Origin of the sequence: Nostoc sp. 2RC, assembly GCF_014222165.1 — a bacterium.
Lineage (GTDB): Bacteria > Cyanobacteriota > Cyanobacteriia > Cyanobacteriales > Nostocaceae > Nostoc > Nostoc linckia.
The window spans coordinates 1-18,979 of sequence record NZ_JACKZU010000146.1 but is presented as its reverse complement, the minus strand read 5'-3'; the positions used below and the strand labels follow the sequence as shown (position 1 = coordinate 18,979).

General features: G+C 40.6%; 13 protein-coding genes and 1 pseudogene. 10 read left to right on the top strand and 4 right to left on the bottom strand.

The window, feature by feature from the left end; translation table 11 throughout:
- From GNE10_RS35465 to GNE10_RS17570, 3 genes and pseudogenes are all read left to right on the top strand, one after another.
- Nucleotides 1-209 (top strand): annotated as a pseudogene (locus GNE10_RS35465) (hypothetical protein); the annotation flags it as partial.
- Between the two features lie 961 nt (nt 210-1,170).
- Complete coding sequence (locus tag GNE10_RS17575) at nt 1,171-4,176, top strand: peptidase domain-containing ABC transporter (protein WP_185566279.1); 3,006 nt, start codon at nt 1,171-1,173, stop codon at nt 4,174-4,176.
- A 140-nt stretch (nt 4,177-4,316) separates the two neighbouring features.
- The gene (locus GNE10_RS17570) at nt 4,317-5,885 is read left to right on the top strand and encodes an HlyD family efflux transporter periplasmic adaptor subunit (protein WP_185566278.1); all 1,569 of its coding nucleotides are present in this window, start codon (nt 4,317-4,319) and stop codon (nt 5,883-5,885) included.
- Between the two features lie 76 nt (nt 5,886-5,961).
- On the opposite strand, the gene GNE10_RS17565 is transcribed toward GNE10_RS17570, so the two are convergent.
- Entirely contained in the window at nt 5,962-6,945 is a 984-nt protein-coding gene (locus GNE10_RS17565) for a metal ABC transporter solute-binding protein, Zn/Mn family (RefSeq protein ID WP_185566277.1), read from the bottom strand.
- A 654-nt stretch (nt 6,946-7,599) separates the two neighbouring features.
- Here GNE10_RS17565 and GNE10_RS17560 point away from each other — a divergent pair.
- From GNE10_RS17560 to GNE10_RS17535, 6 genes are all read left to right on the top strand, one after another.
- Nucleotides 7,600-7,944 carry a hypothetical protein gene (locus GNE10_RS17560; RefSeq protein ID WP_185566276.1) on the top strand — a complete coding sequence of 115 codons (345 nt, stop codon included), beginning with the start codon at nt 7,600-7,602 and terminating at the stop codon, nt 7,942-7,944.
- 375 nt (nt 7,945-8,319) lie between these two features.
- On the top strand, nt 8,320-8,670 hold the full coding sequence (locus tag GNE10_RS17555; protein WP_099070680.1) for a YtxH domain-containing protein: 351 nt from the start codon (nt 8,320-8,322) through the stop codon (nt 8,668-8,670).
- An 11-nt stretch (nt 8,671-8,681) separates the two neighbouring features.
- Nucleotides 8,682-9,221 carry a DUF948 domain-containing protein gene (locus GNE10_RS17550; protein WP_185566275.1) on the top strand — a complete coding sequence of 180 codons (540 nt, stop codon included), beginning with the start codon at nt 8,682-8,684 and terminating at the stop codon, nt 9,219-9,221.
- Nucleotides 9,222-9,461: 240 nt separating this feature from the next.
- A complete protein-coding gene (locus GNE10_RS17545; protein WP_099070678.1) occupies nt 9,462-10,268 on the top strand; it encodes a TPM domain-containing protein in 807 nt (268 codons plus the stop codon).
- 434 nt (nt 10,269-10,702) lie between these two features.
- Nucleotides 10,703-11,329 (top strand): precorrin-8X methylmutase, encoded by a 627-nt coding sequence (locus GNE10_RS17540; protein WP_099070677.1) that lies wholly within the window; start codon nt 10,703-10,705, stop codon nt 11,327-11,329.
- A 100-nt stretch (nt 11,330-11,429) separates the two neighbouring features.
- The gene (locus GNE10_RS17535) at nt 11,430-12,842 is read left to right on the top strand and encodes a right-handed parallel beta-helix repeat-containing protein (protein WP_185566274.1); all 1,413 of its coding nucleotides are present in this window, start codon (nt 11,430-11,432) and stop codon (nt 12,840-12,842) included.
- Nucleotides 12,843-13,119: 277 nt separating this feature from the next.
- Here GNE10_RS17535 and groL read toward each other — a convergent pair whose 3' ends face one another.
- Nucleotides 13,120-14,754: a chaperonin GroEL gene (groL, locus tag GNE10_RS17530; RefSeq protein ID WP_099070675.1), complete on the bottom strand. Its 1,635-nt coding sequence runs from the start codon at nt 14,752-14,754 to the stop codon at nt 13,120-13,122.
- Nucleotides 14,755-14,870: 116 nt separating this feature from the next.
- Nucleotides 14,871-15,182, bottom strand: a complete 312-nt coding sequence (gene groES / locus GNE10_RS17525) for a co-chaperone GroES (RefSeq protein WP_073640427.1) — start codon at nt 15,180-15,182, stop codon at nt 14,871-14,873.
- Nucleotides 15,183-16,367: 1,185 nt separating this feature from the next.
- Between groES and GNE10_RS17520 the strand changes: the two genes are divergently transcribed.
- A complete protein-coding gene (locus GNE10_RS17520) occupies nt 16,368-17,045 on the top strand; it encodes a response regulator transcription factor (protein ID WP_012407592.1) in 678 nt (225 codons plus the stop codon).
- A gap of 377 nt (nt 17,046-17,422) precedes the next feature.
- Here the strand turns inward: GNE10_RS17520 and GNE10_RS17515 are convergent, their stop codons facing one another.
- Nucleotides 17,423-18,799: an ATP-binding protein gene (locus GNE10_RS17515; RefSeq protein ID WP_185566273.1), complete on the bottom strand. Its 1,377-nt coding sequence runs from the start codon at nt 18,797-18,799 to the stop codon at nt 17,423-17,425.
- Between the last annotated feature and the right edge of the window lie 180 nt (nt 18,800-18,979).

Genomic DNA, 18,979 nt, shown 5'->3' with positions numbered 1-18,979 from the left:
AAAGGGGAAAGAAAAACCTTTACCCTTTACCCTTTAACCCCTTCGGGCTTCGCCAGTCGCTCATGGGGGAAACCCCCAAGACCGCGCTGGCTCACCTTTTCCCAAAACCAAATTCCGAGTTGAAAATGCACAAAGCGATCAGTATTGGGTGCTGTTGGATGAGGAAAGCTTGCTGCTTTTCTTTATCAAAACAGCAATATTGGCGTTAGTCGTCAGAATTCAGTTGGATATTGGAGTTTGACTGGCGGATAGCGGAGCGTAAAGCGTGCAAAATGGCTTAACTTAGAGCAAGTCCTCAAGCGTCGGGTCTGAATAACTGTGTTTAAGACCCCACCAAATTTTCAATTTAGTGGCGCTTCTAGGTGGTAGGTCAGAATTCCCCATTGATTGATTCTGAATTGTGAATTCTGAATTTTGTATTCTTCTTTAACAGTAATACTGTTGTTCTGTGTATCAAAGAAATTGTCAAAAATAATTCAAAAATTTAAGGTTTTTTTTATTACTAATTTTTAATTAGGGTATTTACTTAGGAAACTATTTGTGATATTTTCGTGTTGATTATCACAACTAAAAATGCACCAAGCCAAATTTACTAAACATGCTTAGATGTATTAATTTTGTTGTGAATCTTCATTCTCTATAGTTGCAATAATAAACTCTGAATTTCAGCTTGTATAAATTATGTAGCATTAACCAAGCAATAATCTTTTCTCAATTTATTATTAAAACCAGGGAGTAGGAAGTAGGGTATATTCTTTTTTATCTTTGGTTGTGGGATTTTTCAGCGATTGACTGTCTTGGAAATCAGGAGTGGAAGGTGGGTACAGATGTGATTAATTGCTTCTGTAACGTAGCAGGCAAGGAAAGCTTTTCGATCCTTGCTTATGGGTTTTTACTATCATCGGTGTAGTTTAAAGAATTATTACAAACTGTGCTGATTTTGAATAATCTAACAGTAATAACCGTGGATATAAATGTAGGTTTGTAATTAGCAAATTTTGTTACCAGTGGAATTTGAATACCACATTGTCAAGTTAGAAGTGAGGCAGCGCAGTCTTAAATGTTTCTCAAAGCTGTAAATGGCGAACCTGGTGGAGTGAAGAATTATGTTAACTCTTCATCCCTAGCTCATAACTTGATGACTCATTTTTACCTTTTGACTTATTTGACATGACTTATATTAAGAACACTTTTCCGGAATTTCTCACAAACATAGAGGGGTTCGATCGCCTCCCAAATGAAGCGATCGCCAACATATCCCAACAGCTGCAAGCTTGGCGTTATCGGTTGGGTCAAAAAATCATTGGTAAAGAAAGCCTCCCGCAACAAATCACAATCATTTATGAAGGACAGGTGCGGCTGTTGGGATACGAACCCCAGACGCAAATTCCAACCACCTTGAAATTGTTGCAACCAGGGGAAATCATCGGCGAAATTGGTTTATTGCGCGAGATTCCTTGTGAAACAGCCATTGCCTCCACCGAGGTAGTATGTTTATCCTTGAATGCAGCAACATATCTTCAGCTTTTAGAGTCATACTCAGCGTTTGCCGAGGCTCGTAAAAACCGCAGTAACTTAGTAGAAGTATTCGATATTCTCGGTGCTTATTGGCAAAAGCAAGCGATCGCCACATTAAACCTTAAAGAACTCACACAAACAGCTTTACTAGATGCGGTAATTCAGTACGTAGATCCAGGGAAAACTCCATTCAGCGAACTAAATAGTGATCGCGTTTGGTTTATCAGTGGTGGTAGCATCACCAATTTTGCAGCTGGCGATCGGCTAGAACCAGAGGACGATCGAGATAAAATACACGTTATCGGTCAAACTCCCGCACGGTTACTTGGTCTCAATCCCTCAACTTTGATATTGCAAGATACTCGTCAGCTAGAACTTGCAGTTAGTGACACCCAACCACCCAGCCAAGAAGAACTAGATATTCCCTACGCATCAGATGAAATAGTTGTATCACAAACCATCAATCAGACCTCGAAAAATGCAGGAAAACGCATAAAATATCCATTTTTTGGCGGTAAAGGAGAATTAAACACAACCTTTGCCTGCTTCCAAATGCTCGCGAAACACTTAGAAATGCCGTTTCGTCGTGAAGTAATTCGCCGCATTTTAAACGATCAAATCAAACGCCAGGGAAATATTTCCTTTCCAGCTCTTGCTTACCTAGCAGAGTTAATCGGACTCAAGGCGCAACTTGTAGATTTGCCGGTGGCCTCAGTCACCAGAATTCCCACGCCTGCATTAATTCGGTACGCTGATAATTTTGCTGTTTTATATGAAGCCGACGCCAACGCAATGGTTGTGGGTGTTCCATCCGAAGGAATTGTCCGTTGCAAACCAGCTCAATTCATTGAACAATTAGATACCGATCCCAATAACTTCCCGCCACAAGTTAGGGTATTACTGCTGTCGGCTACCAAAGAAACACCACAAGAACGTTTTGGTTTGCGGTGGTTTATCCCTTATTTATCACGCTATCGCCGAGTACTAATAGAAGTATTTATTGCTTCCTTTTTCGTGCAGTTGGCAGCATTGGCGAATCCCTTGGTTGTGCAGTTAATTATCGACAAAGTAATCACTCAAAATAGTATTGGTACTCTACATATTTTGGGGATTTTACTATTAGTAGTCGGCTTATTTGAAGCGGTATTAACTACATTGCGAACCTACTTATTTGTCGATACGACAAATCGCATCGATATGGGTTTAGGGTCGCAAATTATCGATCACTTATTACGTTTACCACTGCGCTATTTTGAAAAGCGACCGGTGGGCGAACTTTCCACTCGGATTAACGAACTAGAAAATATCCGCCAATTTCTTACCGGTACTGCTTTAACAGTCGGCTTAGATGCTTTATTTTCCCTGGTTTATATTGGTGTGATGCTGATTTATAGTTGGCAACTCACCTTGGTAGGTTTAAGCACAATTCCTGTATTTGTGATTATTACCTTAATCGCATCTCCAACTATTAGCAGACAATTACGTTCTAAAGCCGAGCGCAACTCCGAAACTCAATCTTATTTAGTGGAGGTGATGTCAGGAATTCAAACAGTAAAAGCGCAGAATATTGAATTGCGATCGCGCTTTTCCTGGCAAGAACGTTATGCTCGTTATGTCGCCGCTGGTTTTAAAACAGTAGTTACTTCTACCCTGGCTAATTCTACAAGTAACTTTCTCAACAAACTCAGCAGCTTACTAGTTTTATGGGTAGGAGCTTATTTAGTACTGCAACAACAATTAACTTTAGGTGAATTAATCGCCTTCAGAATTATATCTGGTTACGTTACTAGCCCAATATTGCGCCTAGCTCAACTTTGGCAAAGCTTCCAAGAAACTGCCTTATCCATAGAACGTTTAAGCGATATTGTTGATACACCAGAAGAAGCAGAAACAGACCGTTACAATATACCCTTACCGGCAATCACTGGAGCAGTCAAATACGAGAATGTTTCCTTCCGATTTGCAACCAGCGGCCCTCTACAACTTTCTAACGTCAATGTCGAATTTGAACCCGGAAAATTTGTTGGGATTGTCGGACAAAGTGGTTCTGGTAAAAGTACCATGATGAAATTATTGCTGAGACTTTATGAAACCGAGTCCGGCAGAATTTTGATTGATGGTTACGATATTGCCAAAGTAGAACTTTATTCACTCCGGCGACAAATTGGTGTAGTTCCCCAAGAAACATTGTTATTTGATGGCACTGTTCAAGAAAATATTGCCCTGACAAATCCCGACGCCACAACCGAAGAAATTATTCAAGCGGCTCAGGTAGCTTGCGCCCACGAATTTATCATGAACTTGCCCAACGGTTACAACACACGGGTGGGAGAACGAGGTTCTGCACTTTCAGGGGGACAACGACAAAGAATTGCCATCGCTCGTTCTGTTTTACAACGACCAAAATTACTAGTTTTAGACGAAGCAACTAGCGCCTTAGACTATCCCACAGAACGGCAAATCTGTCTCAACTTAGCTAGAGCATTCAAAGGTAATACCGTATTTTTTATTACCCACCGCCTGAACACCGTTAGTAATGCAGACACCATCGTTGTTATGGATAACAGCAGGGTTATAGAAAAAGGTAGTCATCAAGAATTAATGGCTGCTAAAGGTCATTATTACTACCTGTATCATCAACAAGAAGTCAACTTATGAGTATGAGGGAGAATTCAGGAGTCACAATTCAGTAGTCAACAATAACCGACTGTAGGGTGGACACCGTTTATCGATGCTGGTATCCACTCTACAAAATTTTTTTTCAATCCCAAATTCAAAATCCAAAATCCAAAATTACTATGACTCAACTTAATGGCAACCACACCAACGGTAATTATAAAAACGGAGCAAAACAAGATTCACCTGTTGTGACTAAACAACAGAAAGTTACTCCAGAATCCTTAATTAAGTCAACTCCCCAAGAGTTTGAACAGTCCGTTATTTTACGCCAATCTCCACTGTGGTCGCGTACAATTATGGTCACCTTAATGGCCTTAGCTTGTTTTGGAATTGCTTGGGCTTATTTTGCCAAAATCGAGCAAGTAGTACCAGCAACAGGGCAACTAAAACCCGAAGGAACAGTCAAAGATGTTCAAGCTCCTGTGAGTGGAGTGGTCAAAGCACTTTATGTCAAAGATGGACAAGAAGTTAAAGAAGGAGATTTGTTATTAACTTTTGATTCCATTGCCTCTGTTGCGGAATTAAATTCTTTGAATAAAATTCGTGTAGCGTTAACCAAAGAAAACCAAATTTATCGGCGATTATTGGGAGCAAGTACCGCCACCACATCAGAATTATTATTTTTGCGTAGTAACTTGCCGTCAGAAACTGCTTTTTTATTAAAAAATCGGGCCGCCCTAGTAGCAGAAAATGATTTATTGCGGACTCAATTAAGAAACTCTGGTCAAAATTATGCCCTGGGAATTGACGAACAACAACGCCTACAAGCTGCCAAACAGGAATTAGATTCTCGTTCGGGGGCGGCGCGGCTAGAAGTGGAAAAAATCAGAAAACAACTGACTCAAACTCAAGTGAAGTTAGAAGATAGTAAATCAAGTTTAGCTATTCAACAAAGAATTTTAGATAAACTAAAAATATTATCAGAAGAAGGTGGAATTTCTCAGCTTCAGTATCTCAACCAACAACAAGAAGTCCAAAACCGCACAGCTGAGGTAGCACAATTAGGCGAAGAAATCAAACGTCTCCAATTCGACATTGAAAAAGGGCAAGAAGAGGTAAGTAATACAGTAGCTATCACTGACAAAAACGTTTTGGATAAAATCGCTGACAATAAAAAACGTATTGCCGAAATCGATAGCCAATTCATGAAAGTCGTGCTAGATAACGAGCAACGTTTAGCAGATATAAATAGTAAAATTTCCCAATCAGAGTTAAACGTCAAATATCAAGAACTCCGCGCACCAGTATCCGGAACAGTCTTTGATTTGCAAGCCAAAAACCCAGGATTTGTAGCCAATCCCACTACAAAACTGATGCAAATTGTACCCAATGAAAAATATATAGGTGAAGTTTTCATTACTAATAAAGACATCGGTTTTGTGCGAAAAAACATGAAAGTAGATGTCAGGATTGACTCTTTTCCTTACAGTGAATTTGGCGACATTAAAGGTGAAGTGGCCGGGATAGGTTCGGATGCTTTACCACCAGATCAAACGCATCAATTTTATCGATTCCCGGCAAAAATTCATCTGGATAGACAATCTTTAGTGATTAAAGGTAAAACCGTTTCTTTACAGTCAGGGATGTCTATCAGTGCTAACATCAAAGTCCGAGAAGAACGAACTGTATTGAGTCTGTTCACTGAGTTATTCACCAAGCAAGTTGATACTCTTAAAGAGGTGCGTTGATTTGTAGCTAAATTGGTGATTTGGGGCGAACGGCTGAATTGATGATTTGGGGCGAACAGCCGTTCGCCCCTACTAATTATTTTGCTTGAAACATTAAATATGTGCCTCCCAAACCTTCGACAATTGTGCGTGTATTAGCAATCATCATTTTTTGATAAGTATCTGCTTCGCCTCCAGGTTCTCCGAGTCCCTCAGAATATAGCTGTCTTTTAGAAGTTTTGACATCAGCTTCTGTGGCTACAGATTGAATTAAATTAGGGTTAATTGCTACTTCAGGAAAAATAGTTGGTACTTTAGCCTGTTTAATATTTTTAGCCAAATTGTTTACTCGTAGAGTTGTCAGTTTTTCCTGACTGCTAATACCCTCCATTCCCCCTGCTAATGAAATACCGTATGCTTTGGCATAATAACCAAATGCATCAGAGGTGGTAACTAGCCTGCGTTGTTTGGTGGGAATACTAGCAATTCTTGATGCAATCCACTGATCTAATTGAGTGAGTTCATTGGTAATTTTTTGGGTGTTGTTTGTATAAAGCTCGGCATCACTAGATGTTAGTTTCTTCAAGTTACTATTGATGACTTCCACCATTGCGATCGCATTTTTAGTATTATGCCAAATATGCGGATCGTTCACCCTTTTACCACCTTGGATAAATTTTTGTGGGTTAGACACAGCAATTTGAGCAACGGCTATTTTTGGTGCAGAATTTTTAGTGCTTTTAATTAATTTGATGACATTTGGCTCAAAATTATAACCAGTATAAAAAATCAAATTAGCTTGCTCAATAGCTTTACGATCTTCCGGTTTCGGTTTATAAATTTTGGCATTGGCGTTAGGGGAAATTAAACAAGTCAGGTTAACTGTATTTTCTGCAACTTGTCTAGTTAAGTCACAAAGTAAACTTGTGGTTGCTACCACTCGCGGAAGATTTTCATTCACCTCAACACTAGTCTGAGTAAATGTAGTTCTTACAGCTTGATTCCCACACCCAACAAATCCAACTGTCAAGACAACAAGAATAGCTCGTAATAAATTATTTTTTGGTGATTTTTTTGACATCCTTATCTCCTACTGGATGCATAAAAAAGATAATCATTATTATTGAAGAATTCAACAGACAAGGTTTTTGCAAACAAAATGTAGCTTTACGCGACGGGCTGTAAAACTGCTAACGGTAAAAGCACCAAGATACGAGGCGATGCTGGGGTGTCTCTTTGGTAGAAAATATATTGCAGTCTTTAACCATCTGCATCAAGCAACTATACCATTGTGCTGATGTGCCGTCAAAATCGCAAATTGATTGAGGAAAGGAACATAGTGATGGCGTAGCGTATCCCTTATACGGGTTGCAGGGAGCAAAGCAATTCGTGAATCTAAGGCAATTGTAGCTGTGCTTTGATAACGAGTGGATATGTATTTGTTACAAAATTGCAAAATATAGAATTTTTCACCATTAATCAATGATTGTTGCTTCCGGAAAAAAAGCTATATTTAGGAAAAGCTAGCGATCGCCAACTGAGCAAACTCTAAAAAATGAATTATTCCGCTTCAAGTCGTTGATTATTGACTGTTAATTATTGACCCTTAACAGTTAAATACCACCAAATTTGCTATGTTGGACTCCCCGCTTCCCATATATCTATATAACTTCAAAAATCAAAGCCCATTACTTGTAGAATAACTCCTCAAAGCTGACACTAGTCAAAATAAACGATGGTCATTTTAATTGTCACAATTAACACTTTCATTTCGTTGATACTACTCTGTGTTGCTTTGCAGGTGTGGCAACTCAAGCAGCGACTAGCATCTGTAGCAGATACCTTAACCGCCTATGAAATTTGTATCCATACAACACTGCATGAAGCACCGGAAAATATTTATTTAAATCAGCAATATATTTATAACCTACGGCAGAGAAACCAAATACTAAAGATACAAATTCTACAAGTACAGCAAATTATCAGTCTGATTGTGTTAGGGCGACAAATCTGGCAGCGTTATTTTCGCAGACCAAACTTAACACCTGCAAAAACAAGGAACTTCCAATTAAAAAAATAACCAATTACGAGTTTTCCGTTTTCTTGAAAAAAAGTCCACCTCTCAAGTTGGACGAAGTTTAAATTCTGACTTGTGAATTATTAGAATTAAAGCAACATTTGTGGCTGATATTTTGTCAGGATAGTCACTAACACACTGTAACCAAGTCCTACCGGACGGGTATCGGGTGTCGTGGAGTGGGTGTAGGGGAAAGGGGAAAGGGGAAAGGGGAAATGGGAAAGGTTATCCCTTAACCTTTACCCCTTACCCTTTCACCAGCCCTCACAAAATCAAGATGTAGCTGCATCTACACAGTGTTACACATAGATAAAATTGTTTAAGTCTTGCAAGGGGGGAAAACCCACCTAAAATGGGTCTAAGGAGAGAAACAACACAATGTCTAATAATCGTTCTGGAATATTTGTTGGCGGTTTGATGCTGGGGGCTACCATCGGTGCTTTAGCCGGTTTACTAGTTGCTCCACGCACAGGGCGCGAAACGCGTAAAATTTTGCAAAAATCTGCCAATGCCATCCCAGAATTGGCAGAAGACATATCCACAAGCGTGCAAATCCAGGCGGATCGTCTTTCTGCCAGCGCATTGCGAAACTGGGATGAAACTTTAGATAGATTAAAAGAAGCGATCGCCGCAGGCGTAGATGCAAGTCAGCGAGAAAGCCAAGTCTTAAAGCGACAAACATCACCAGAAGACTCAGACTCAATTCCCCAGAAATTAGAAAGCTTATAAACGATCTAACCGTGATTGACCCCCTGTTTTGGTTGGGATTTTCCTTACTCTTAGTCGCCACAAGCTTAACTGCCGTTTTAGTGGCGGCCATACCGGCTTTGCAGGAGTTAGCACGCGCAGCCCGGAGTGCAGAAAAGTTATTTGACACACTCTCGCGAGAATTACCGCCTACCCTAGACGCTATCCGCGTCACAGGGTTAGAAATTACTGACTTAACTGATGATGTCAGTCAAGGCGTAAAAAGTGCCAGTCAAGTTGTCAAACAAGTTGACCAAAGCCTTGATACTGCAAGAATTCAAGCTCAAAACCTGCAAGTAGGTACACGCAGCATCTTAGTTGGCGTCAAAGCCGCTTGGAGAAACTTCACGCGCCAAAAACCAACAAGACGAATTAGCGATCGCCTCGTCAGCAATGAAAAACCAACACTCACGTTGCGAGAACGAGAATTGTTGAGACAAGAAAATCACCGCATCAAGCCAGAAGTCTACCGCGCCAATGACAGCTACAACGACACTGCTAACTGGGAAACAGATTTTGATGATGAAGAGTGAATTATAAATTGGGTATAGGGCATTGGGGTGTTGACTGTTGACTGTTGACTGTCCAGTGAGAAGTTATTTGTTCCATGCCCCATGCCCCATGCCCCATGCTCCATACCAAATCCCCAAAAACGTTTTGCTTTGATCCCTAAGATTAGAGTAAAGTAAACAAGTGTAAAGAAGTATGATTTTTCAGTACTCTTTTAAAACAACTTGTTCACTTTTACCTTTGATATTTCTATAAAAACGTTCATGCAGTCTTGTTTTTGGCGACGAATCCTGGTATCCATTGCAGTGTTTTTTCTGGCTGGATCAATTTGGGTAATGCATTCTCCTCCAGCAATGGCTTATGACAATCCTGACTTGCTCCCAAAGACCTTTACCCCAGTTGTAGACTTAGCTAAATCTCTTCCCGAACTGCAAGAAGAAAAACTTGTCAAAGATTTAGAGCAGTTTGAAGCTGATACGGGCTGGAAATTACGAGTGTTAACTCAGTATGACCGCACTCCTGGTCGGGCAGTGATTAATTATTGGGGTTTAGATGATAAAAGTATTTTGCTAGTTGCTGATTCTCGCGGTGGCAACATCCTCAGCTTTAGTGTCGGTGATGCTGTTTATGAACTTTTACCCCGGACTTTCTGGATAGAACTGCAAACCAGGTTCGGCAATTTGTACTTTGTACGCGAACAAGGCGAAGACCAAGCCATTTTGCAAGCTTTAGAATCTGTTAAAGGCTGTTTACTCAAAGGTGGTTGTAATGTCGTCCCCGGACTACCGCGAGAACAGTGGATTCTCACCTTGATTACTTCAGTAATTGGTGGGATAATTTGCGGCTTTGCAGCTCAACCCCGCGAACAAGGTCAAGTTTTTGCTTGGCAATGGGCTTTAATTTTCTCTCCTTTATGGGGAATCTTGTTTATTGCCTTTGGCATCGGCCCAGTAGTGACACGTACAAGCGACTGGTTACCCCTAGTTCGTAATATTTCTGGGTTTCTCATTGGCGCTTTAGTTGCTTATCTATCTCCTGTGTTCAGTCGGCCTTCTTCCACCAATGAGTGAGGAGGTAGGAGTGGTGAGGTAGGAGTTAGGAGTTAGGAGTTAGGAGTTAGGAGTTAGGAGTGGTGAGTTAGGAGTGGTGAGTTAGGAGTGGTGAGTTAGGAGTTAGGAGTGCTAAGTCCTAAATTCTCAATTACAAATCACATCTGAATATGAATTAGAAACATCTCTTATTTCATAAGGGTTTCTAGATTCACCTAAAATCATTATTTTGGGATTGCTTATGAAATCACAAGGGTTTCAAGACTTAATTCACATTAAAGGTAACTCCAAACTCCAAACTCCAAACTCCTAACTCCTAACTCCCAACTCCTAACTCCTAACTCCTAACTCCTAACTCCTAATTCCTAACTCCCAACTCCCAACTCCTAACTTCTAACTCCTAACTCTCTGAAACTGATAAGCTGAAAGCTAAATATTTGAGAAGCTCAACAACAATGGAATGGCACGTAACTGATGCTCAAAGTTTAGCAATCATCGATAGTGAAATTGGCGATCATGTATTTTCACCAGCAGAGTATGAAATTGTGCGTCGGGTAATCTACGCCACGGCTGACTTTGAGTATAAGTCTTTGATTCGCTTTTCTGAACGTGCCTTGCAAGCTGGAGCGGCAGCCTTAGCTGCCCGTACCACGATTGTGGTAGATGTACCGATGGTACAAGTAGGTATTGCTTACGATATCCAAAATACCTTTGCCAATCCAGTGTATTGCAGTATGGAAGCTTTGACACGCCCCCAAAAAGAAAAAACACGGGCTGCTTGGGGAATAGAAACTCTGGCCAAGCGTTATCCAGAGGGTATTTTTGTGGTAGGTCAAGCCCAAACCGCATTAACAGCATTAGTGGATTTAATCGAAGCTGAGGAAATTAGACCGGCTTTAATAATCGCGACTCCGGCGGGATTTGTAAATGTTGATGCTAAGGCGCGTTTACAAGAATCTCTGGTTCCCCACATCACCATAGAAAATCGCAAAGGTAATGCAGTTATAGCTGCTGCCATCGTTGACGGATTAGTAGATTTGGCTTGGCAAGCCTATGGGCAAGATAAGAATCGAGGCAGCTAAGGAAGTCGGCTCTGTGCTATTCTGTATCCAAAAGAGTATTCATAATTAGTGAATATCCTGATATTTTTATTGAATACTACCGAGTAAGGAGCTTAATACTGTGGTAACTGAGGGTTTAACTTTAAGTGCTTATATTGCAATCCCCGTAGTTTTAAGTCTTTTACTGGAGGGAGACAACATAAAAGTATCTGTAATTAAAAATGTTAGCCAACAGTCTATCGAACAACAAGCGATCGCTCCCAGTCCCCAGCTAATTAGCACTAAAACAACTGGAAAAACATACTACGTTAGTGGCAAGGGAAACGACAAAAATAACGGACTTTCCACTTCATCGCCTTTTAAGACTATTCAAAAGGCAGCAAATCTCACCAAGCCCGGAGACACCGTACTCATCATGAACGGAGTCTACACAAATGCAAATCCCAAAGGAGATGTACTAACCATTACTCGCTCTGGAACTGCGAATGCATGGATTAAATTTAAAGCATATCCTGGACATTCCCCAAAACTGAAACTCAATGGATGGCATGGAGTTTTGATTAACAATGGAGCTTCATATATTGAAGTTAACGGGCTTGAAGTCATAGGAAATAATGCTAATGTCACTCTTGAATATGCCATGAGCCAGAAGAGTAATAGAGTCAATCCCCTTACAAATGGAAACTGTATTAGTGTAGATGGACGAAAAGGAAGCTATCCCCACCACATACGTATTGTTAACAACAAAACACATAGCTGTGGTGGTTCAGGTATTGGAGTCATTGAAGCGGATTATGTGACTATAGATAATAACGTCGTGTTCGATAATGCCTGGTACGGCGTTTATGCTAGCAGTGGCATTTCATTTCTGCGTAATAGAGATTTTGATGATTATCGGGGATATAAGATATTCGTCACTAATAACAAAGTCTACAATAATCGGCAGTATATTCCCTGGATTAAGACCGGAACTATCACCGACGGAAATGGCATTATTCTCGATAGTTTCACTAAGGAGAAAAACTCAACATACCCTCCATATAAAGGACGTACTTTAGTAAAAAATAATCTGACATTTAATAACGGTGGTTCAGGAATTCATGCATTTTATAGTGACAATATTGATATCATCAACAACACAGCTTTTTTAAATAATCAGACTCCAGAACTTAAACTAGGACAAATATTTACTCAGATGTCATCTGACGTGAAAATTTTAAATAATATTCTCTATGCTTTTCCTGGCAAGCAAGTTAACAGCAACAGTAAAGGTAAAAACGTTACTTTTGATTACAACATATACCTGAATACTTCATCTGCAAATGTCAAAGGGCCTCACGATATTGTTGCAGATGCAAATTTTATCAAGGCACATTCCACTTTGAAAAAAATAGCTGGTGATTGGAACTCACAATTATCTAAGCAAAATCGCTCTGCACCAACTTCTATCAAACTTGATTCGGCAAGTGTTGTTTGCGAACCAGTGACTTACACTCTCAAAGACAAAGTCATCAAGGTGGGATGTTCGCGTTAGTAAATAAGCTGTTAACCAAAGAAAATTGCAAATTAATTAGGGCGTGTTGAAAAAATTCTTTGCTGGGGATAGGGAACAATTTCACCCCTATTGTTTCCCATCTTTTGGATGCCAATAAATTGAAAATGCAAGGCTTTTAAGTCTTATATCCCTATTCTCTTGCACTTTTTTCTACCAAAATAACCACGAATGTCCTTAGAAACACAAATGATTAATGACACAAAAAACAGCCGCTTTTTTCTGGAAGCGGCTGTTTAAAAAAACGGACTACAGAGTATTAGTAATCGAAGTCGCCACCAGCACCAGCACCAGCAGCAGGAGCGCCATCCTTGGGTTCAGGCTTGTCAACTACAATACATTCGGTTGTCAACACCATACCAGCGATAGAAGCAGCGTTTTGCAGAGCAGAACGAGTTACTTTCGCAGGGTCAACAATACCAGCACTTAACAAATCTACAAATTCGTTAGTTGCAGCATTGTAGCCAACACTGAATTCCTTTTCTTTGACGCGTTCAGCAATGACAGCACCATTTTGACCAGCGTTTTCTGCAATTCTCTTCAGAGGTGCAGGTAAAGCGCGAGCTACAATCAACGCACCAATCAACTCTTCACCTGTGAGGTTGCCGTTAGCCCAGGTTTCCAAATCTGGAGCTAGGTGAGCGAGGGTTGTACCGCCACCAGGAACGATACCTTCTTCCACAGCAGCTTTGGTAGCGTTGATAGCGTCTTCTAGGCGCAGTTTCTTGTCTTTCATTTCGGTTTCGGTGGCTGCACCCACTTTCACCACGGCGACACCGCCGGAAAGTTTAGCAAGACGTTCTTGGAGTTTTTCTTTGTCGTAGGAAGATTCGGTTTCTTCGATTTGACGACGAATTTGTTCGATACGAGCTTGAACTCCAACTTCGTTACCTTCGGCAACAATTGTGGTGTTGTCCTTGGTGATGGTGATGCGGCGAGCTTTACCCAGGCTATCTAACTTGGTGTTATCTAGCTTCAAACCAGCATCTTCAGTGATTAATTGACCGCCAGTTAACACGGCGATATCTTCTAGCATAGCTTTGCGGCGATCGCCAAAGCCAGGAGCTTTCACAGCAGCAACATTCAGTACACCGCGCAAACGGTTAACTACTAAGGTTGCCAAGGCTTCTTTTTCGATATCTTCGGCAATAATTACCAAAGGACGACCAGCACGAGCTACTTGCTCTAACACTGGTACGAGGTCTTGTACGAGAGCGATTTTTTTATCGGTGAGCAGGAGGAAAGGCTCATCGAAAACCGCTTCCATCCGTTCTGGGTCAGTGGCAAAATAAGGAGAGATGTAGCCTTTATCAAAGCGCATCCCTTCAGTAATTTCCAACTCAGTGGTCATAGATTTCCCTTCTTCTAGGGAAATTACGCCTTCCTTGCCCACCTTATCCATAGCTTGGGCAATCATTTGACCGACTTCTTCGTCGTTACCGGCTGAGATTGCACCAACTTGGGCAATGGCTTTGGAATCTTCTACGGGACGGGCATGTTCAGCAATTTTATCTACCAAAAAGGCGGTAGCTTTATCAATACCACGCTTCAACAAAATCGCATTAGCACCAGCAGCAACGTTCCGCAAGCCTTCTTTGACAATCGCATGAGCTAAAACGGTGGCAGTGGTGGTGCCATCGCCCGCAGCATCATTGGTCTTAGAAGCAGCTTGACGAATCAGAGCTACACCAGTGTTTTCAATGTGGTCTTCTAATTCGATTTCCTTGGCGATGGTTACACCGTCATTAACGATTTGCGGTGCGCCAAATTTCTTTTCTAGGACTACATTCCGACCTTTGGGGCCAAGGGTAACAGCTACAGCCTCAGCCAGAATGTCAATGCCTCGCTCCAGGGCGCGACGGGCGTTTTCGTTGTAGATAATGCGCTTTGCCATAGGTGTCTCAAATTCAAGGAGTAAGTCAATTTTTTTTCAATTGGGCATTGGGCATTGGGCATTGGGCATCGGGAAAACTCTTTCCTATTCGCCATTCCCCCAACCCTACTCCCTTGTTAGATAACGACTGCTAAAATATCCTTTTCAGAAAGCAGTACATATTCTTCAGTACCAAGTTTGATGTCAGTACCAGCGTACTTAGAGTACAGAACCTTATCACCGACTTTAATTTCCAATTCTTGACGGCTACCGTCGTCATTACGCTTGCCAGGGCCAAGGGCGACTACTTCACCGACTTGGGGCTTTTCCTTAGCGGTATCGGGCAAATAAAGACCACCTGCGGTCTTTTCCTCAGAGGCGCTCACTTTTACGAAAACGCGATCGCCTAAAGGTTTTACTGTAGAAACGGTTAGAGATATTGCTGCCATATCGTTATTCTCCAGAGTTAGCACTCTCAACTCCTGAGTGCTAATCTACCCAAAAGCAGCCTACAATGGCAAGAATTTCTTAAGTACGGGTTCCCGAACTAGGATCTCTTGGGTGTACTTAAGTACAAATGCTTAATTATTTTTATTCTTCGGGTTCTGTTCCGGAAGCTGCGAATATTTTTATAGGGACTAGGGTATGGGACATGGGGCATAGGGCATAGGGCATAGGAGATGAGGAAAATAACTATTAACTCCTAACTCCTAACTCTTAACTCCTAATTGTTAACTCTTAACTCCCAATCCCAATGCTCCATTCCCCATCTCAGTAAACTTTATTTGCAAAGCTTGGAAATTGTTATAGAACTGTAATCAGGGAGCCGCTCTATGAGTAACAATAAGGTGATCCAGAAAAGCCATCAAATCCCCAAAACCACCAAGCCTCTTGAACATAAAGTCCTGAGTAATTGTGTAGAAAGTTTAGGAATGGGAAAAATTCAGCAACATACTTTTATTCGTGCTGAGCAACCACACCCTAACTACTGCTCAAAACCAGCTAGTCTGGAATCTTGGGAGTACTTAAAAAGCGACTTAAAGAGCAAAAACTTCAAAAGTCGCAAGCAAGTCATCCCATTTGTGTCCTTAGAACTCAAGCCAATTGCTTGCAGGTTTCTGGTTCTGGACTCATAATGGTGGTCTACCCTGATGGGGTCTGGTATCGCCAGGCAAACTCGGAAGTTATTGAGCGGATCGTTCAAGAACACTTAATCGGCATAATGGCGGTTGAAGAATATGCATTTTTAACCCATCTTTTGCCAGAAACTTCCCTGGTTTATTGCGAATGTCTCATGAAGGCTTAACAACCGAAGGATATGTTATGGCAGTAAGCTTTTAGAAAGTGCGGGTTGGTTTTGAGGTAGGGTCATCTTTAAGCCAATACTTAACTAGTGAGTCAGAAGGATTATTATTTTATCAGTGTTTTTTACCCCGCCCCTTTCAAAGCGATATATAATAGCGCATTATAGATACTACTGCTATACGTATCCTTGCTGGACTTTTGCTATCGAGCTAGTAGTCTCTTGAAAGTGCTCGGCATTTTTGAGACTTGAGACAGCAAAGGCAAGTTAAGTAGGCAAAAGGACAACATCTCACATAACCCACCATAGAGGATAAATATTCAAGACCTTGATTGACCGAAGCGCGACAAGTGCCACTGCTATGAAAGAGCCCAGCATGAAAGATCACAAACGACTTCTATTGATTGATGATGACCCTAACCTCATCTTGCTGGTGAAGGATTACTTAGAATTCCGAGGATATGAAGTCATCACCGCTGAAAATGGACGTGAAGCTCTGGAAATTTTAGAGCAAGATGTTCCAGATATGATCATCTGCGATGTGATGATGCCGGAAATGGACGGATATACTTTTGTGGAACAGGTACGGCAAAACGAACGCACCAGCTGGATTCCAGTTCTTTTCCTTTCAGCAAAAGGACAAAGTGCAGACCGAGTTAAAGGTCTGAACAAAGGTGCTGATGTTTATATGGTCAAGCCTTTTGAACCAGAAGAACTCGTAGCCCAAGTTGAGTCCTCCCTAAAACAAACTATCCGTTGGAAAGAACACCAAGCAAAAGGAGGCGAAAACGGTTCCCGCATCCAAGTCCCCTTTGATGTCCAATTAACCCCAACTGAACTCAAAGTAGTCCAGTTTGTAGCTAGGGGTTTAGCTAACCGAGAAATTGCTGAAGAACTTAACGTTAGTCAGCGTACAGTTGAAAGCCATGTGTCCAATATGTTGGGCAAAACCAATCTCCACAACCGCACTGAATTAGCGCGGTGGGCGATTGAAAATCAAATGGCGTAGACAATTTTAGATTTTGCGAAAAGTTAGAGCGCCGACTTCCGGCGATCTAAACTTTTCAAGACGGATTTTGGATTGATAATCTAAAATCAAACTTGGAAATTTCTGAGTGCTGATTTTCGCCGTTCAGAACTTTCCGCAAAATTCAAAATCTTAAATTTTTACAAAAATTACAGCCAGACCCCACTAGTAAGACCCTGAAATTATGACAAAATTTCAGGGTCTTAATTTTAAGTAGAGTAGACTTATACCAAATTGGCATAGGAAGTATTGTTTGAAGGTTTTGGAACAGCTTAGGTACAAAGGCTTTTAATCCAAAATTCCAAACTCGTACTGAGCCTGTCGTTGGCGCAGCCTCTCGTAGAGAAGTATCTAAAATCCTAAATTGGTAATGCAATTGGAATTTCAATTGCAAATTCTGTTCCATAACCAAGCTCTGATTTTAGTTTTATATTTCCTTGATGTTTTTCAATAATTTGATAGCTAATTGCTAAACCTAATCCTGTTCCTTTATTGACAGGTTTAGTTGTGAAAAAAGGATCGAATATTTTACTTTGGATTTCGGTATCAATTCCAGAACCGTTATCTTGAATTTTGATGATGACTGTTGCAAATTCCGTGGCTTCAGTGGTTATCAGAATTTGCTTTTGTTTATGTTCATCTATGTCTAGTAAAGCATCAATGCTATTACTCAGAATATTCATCAAGACTTGATTCAGTTGTGCTGGATAACATTGAACTAGTGGCAGATTTCCATAATTTTTAATGATTTCGATTTTTTGTTTCAGTCGATGGCTTAAAAGTAATAAAGTACTTTCAATTCCCTCATGAAGGTTAACAGCTTTTTTATCTGACTGGTCGAGTCGAGAAAAATTTCTTAATGAAAGTACAATTTCACGAATTCTATCGGTACCGACCCTCATAGATGAGAGAATTTTAGGTAAATCTTCGATAATAAAATCAAGATTAAAATCACCAAATTCATCTTGCAATATAGAATGTAATTCTGGATTTTTTTGCTGATAAATTTCAATTAAATTTAACAGACAGTTAATATGATTATTCAAGTGGTTAAAATTACCATGAATAAAATTCACAGGATTATTGATTTCATGAGCTAAGCCTGCAACCATACGACCCAAACTAGACATTTTTTCTGTCTGGATCAATTGAACTTGCGTAGTTTGTAATTCCCGCAAGGTATGTTCTAATTGTTGTGCTTGAAGTTGGGCAGTAGCGGTTGCTGTGGTTAATGCTTTGAGGTTATTGTATGCTTTGGAATGATAACGAATGCGGGCAATTAACTCTATTGGATCGGGTAACTTGATTAAGTAGTCATTTGCGCCTTCAGCAAAAGCTTCTGCTTTAAGTTTTGCTTCTTCTTTACTGGATAACATGACGATGGGTACATCACGAGTTACTGGATGAGAGCGAAACCAACGCAGCAACATTAATCCATCCATATCCGGCATCACCATATCTAAGAAAATTACCGTTGGTGCAATGGCGATCGCATCTTGAATAGCATGAGTTGGATTACTTGTGTAGTGAAGAAAAATATCTGTTTCTGTCCCGATCATCCGCCGAAAAGCTTCACTGATAATTACCTGATCGTCAATTAGCAAAAGCCTGACTGTGGATGTTTTCAAATCCGGAATAAATGGCACACCTTGTGGAGTTTGTCGTTCGCTCGGCTTCCACGATAATGTTGGTGTCTTTGGAGATCTGTGTAAAAGTGCTGTTTCTTGCAGATTCATTTAGCACCTTAAATTGGTGTTTGTTTTAATTGCTACTAACTAAACAATAAATTTGATTAGTTCCAGTGTCACAATTATATATCGATGTCTCTGTAGTCGCAGTAAAATAAAATACTTTTTCAAAGTATATTCACAAATACTCTCAAAATATAGTGTTTTATTATACTAGTAATATAAGAT

What these genes read in the sequence shown, in the direction of transcription:
- GNE10_RS17575 (WP_185566279.1), top strand. Translation starts at nt 1,171, where the DNA reads ATGACTTATATTAAGAACACTTTTCCGGAATTTCTCACAAACATAGAG.
- GNE10_RS17570 (WP_185566278.1), top strand. Translation starts at nt 4,317, where the DNA reads ATGACTCAACTTAATGGCAACCACACCAACGGTAATTATAAAAACGGA.
- GNE10_RS17565 (WP_185566277.1), bottom strand. Translation starts at nt 6,945, where the DNA reads ATGTCAAAAAAATCACCAAAAAATAATTTATTACGAGCTATTCTTGTT.
- GNE10_RS17560 (WP_185566276.1), top strand. Translation starts at nt 7,600, where the DNA reads ATGGTCATTTTAATTGTCACAATTAACACTTTCATTTCGTTGATACTA.
- GNE10_RS17555 (WP_099070680.1), top strand. Translation starts at nt 8,320, where the DNA reads ATGTCTAATAATCGTTCTGGAATATTTGTTGGCGGTTTGATGCTGGGG.
- GNE10_RS17545 (WP_099070678.1), top strand. Translation starts at nt 9,462, where the DNA reads ATGCAGTCTTGTTTTTGGCGACGAATCCTGGTATCCATTGCAGTGTTT.
- GNE10_RS17540 (WP_099070677.1), top strand. Translation starts at nt 10,703, where the DNA reads ATGGAATGGCACGTAACTGATGCTCAAAGTTTAGCAATCATCGATAGT.
- groL (WP_099070675.1), bottom strand. Translation starts at nt 14,754, where the DNA reads ATGGCAAAGCGCATTATCTACAACGAAAACGCCCGTCGCGCCCTGGAG.
- groES (WP_073640427.1), bottom strand. Translation starts at nt 15,182, where the DNA reads ATGGCAGCAATATCTCTAACCGTTTCTACAGTAAAACCTTTAGGCGAT.
- GNE10_RS17515 (WP_185566273.1), bottom strand. Translation starts at nt 18,799, where the DNA reads ATGAATCTGCAAGAAACAGCACTTTTACACAGATCTCCAAAGACACCA.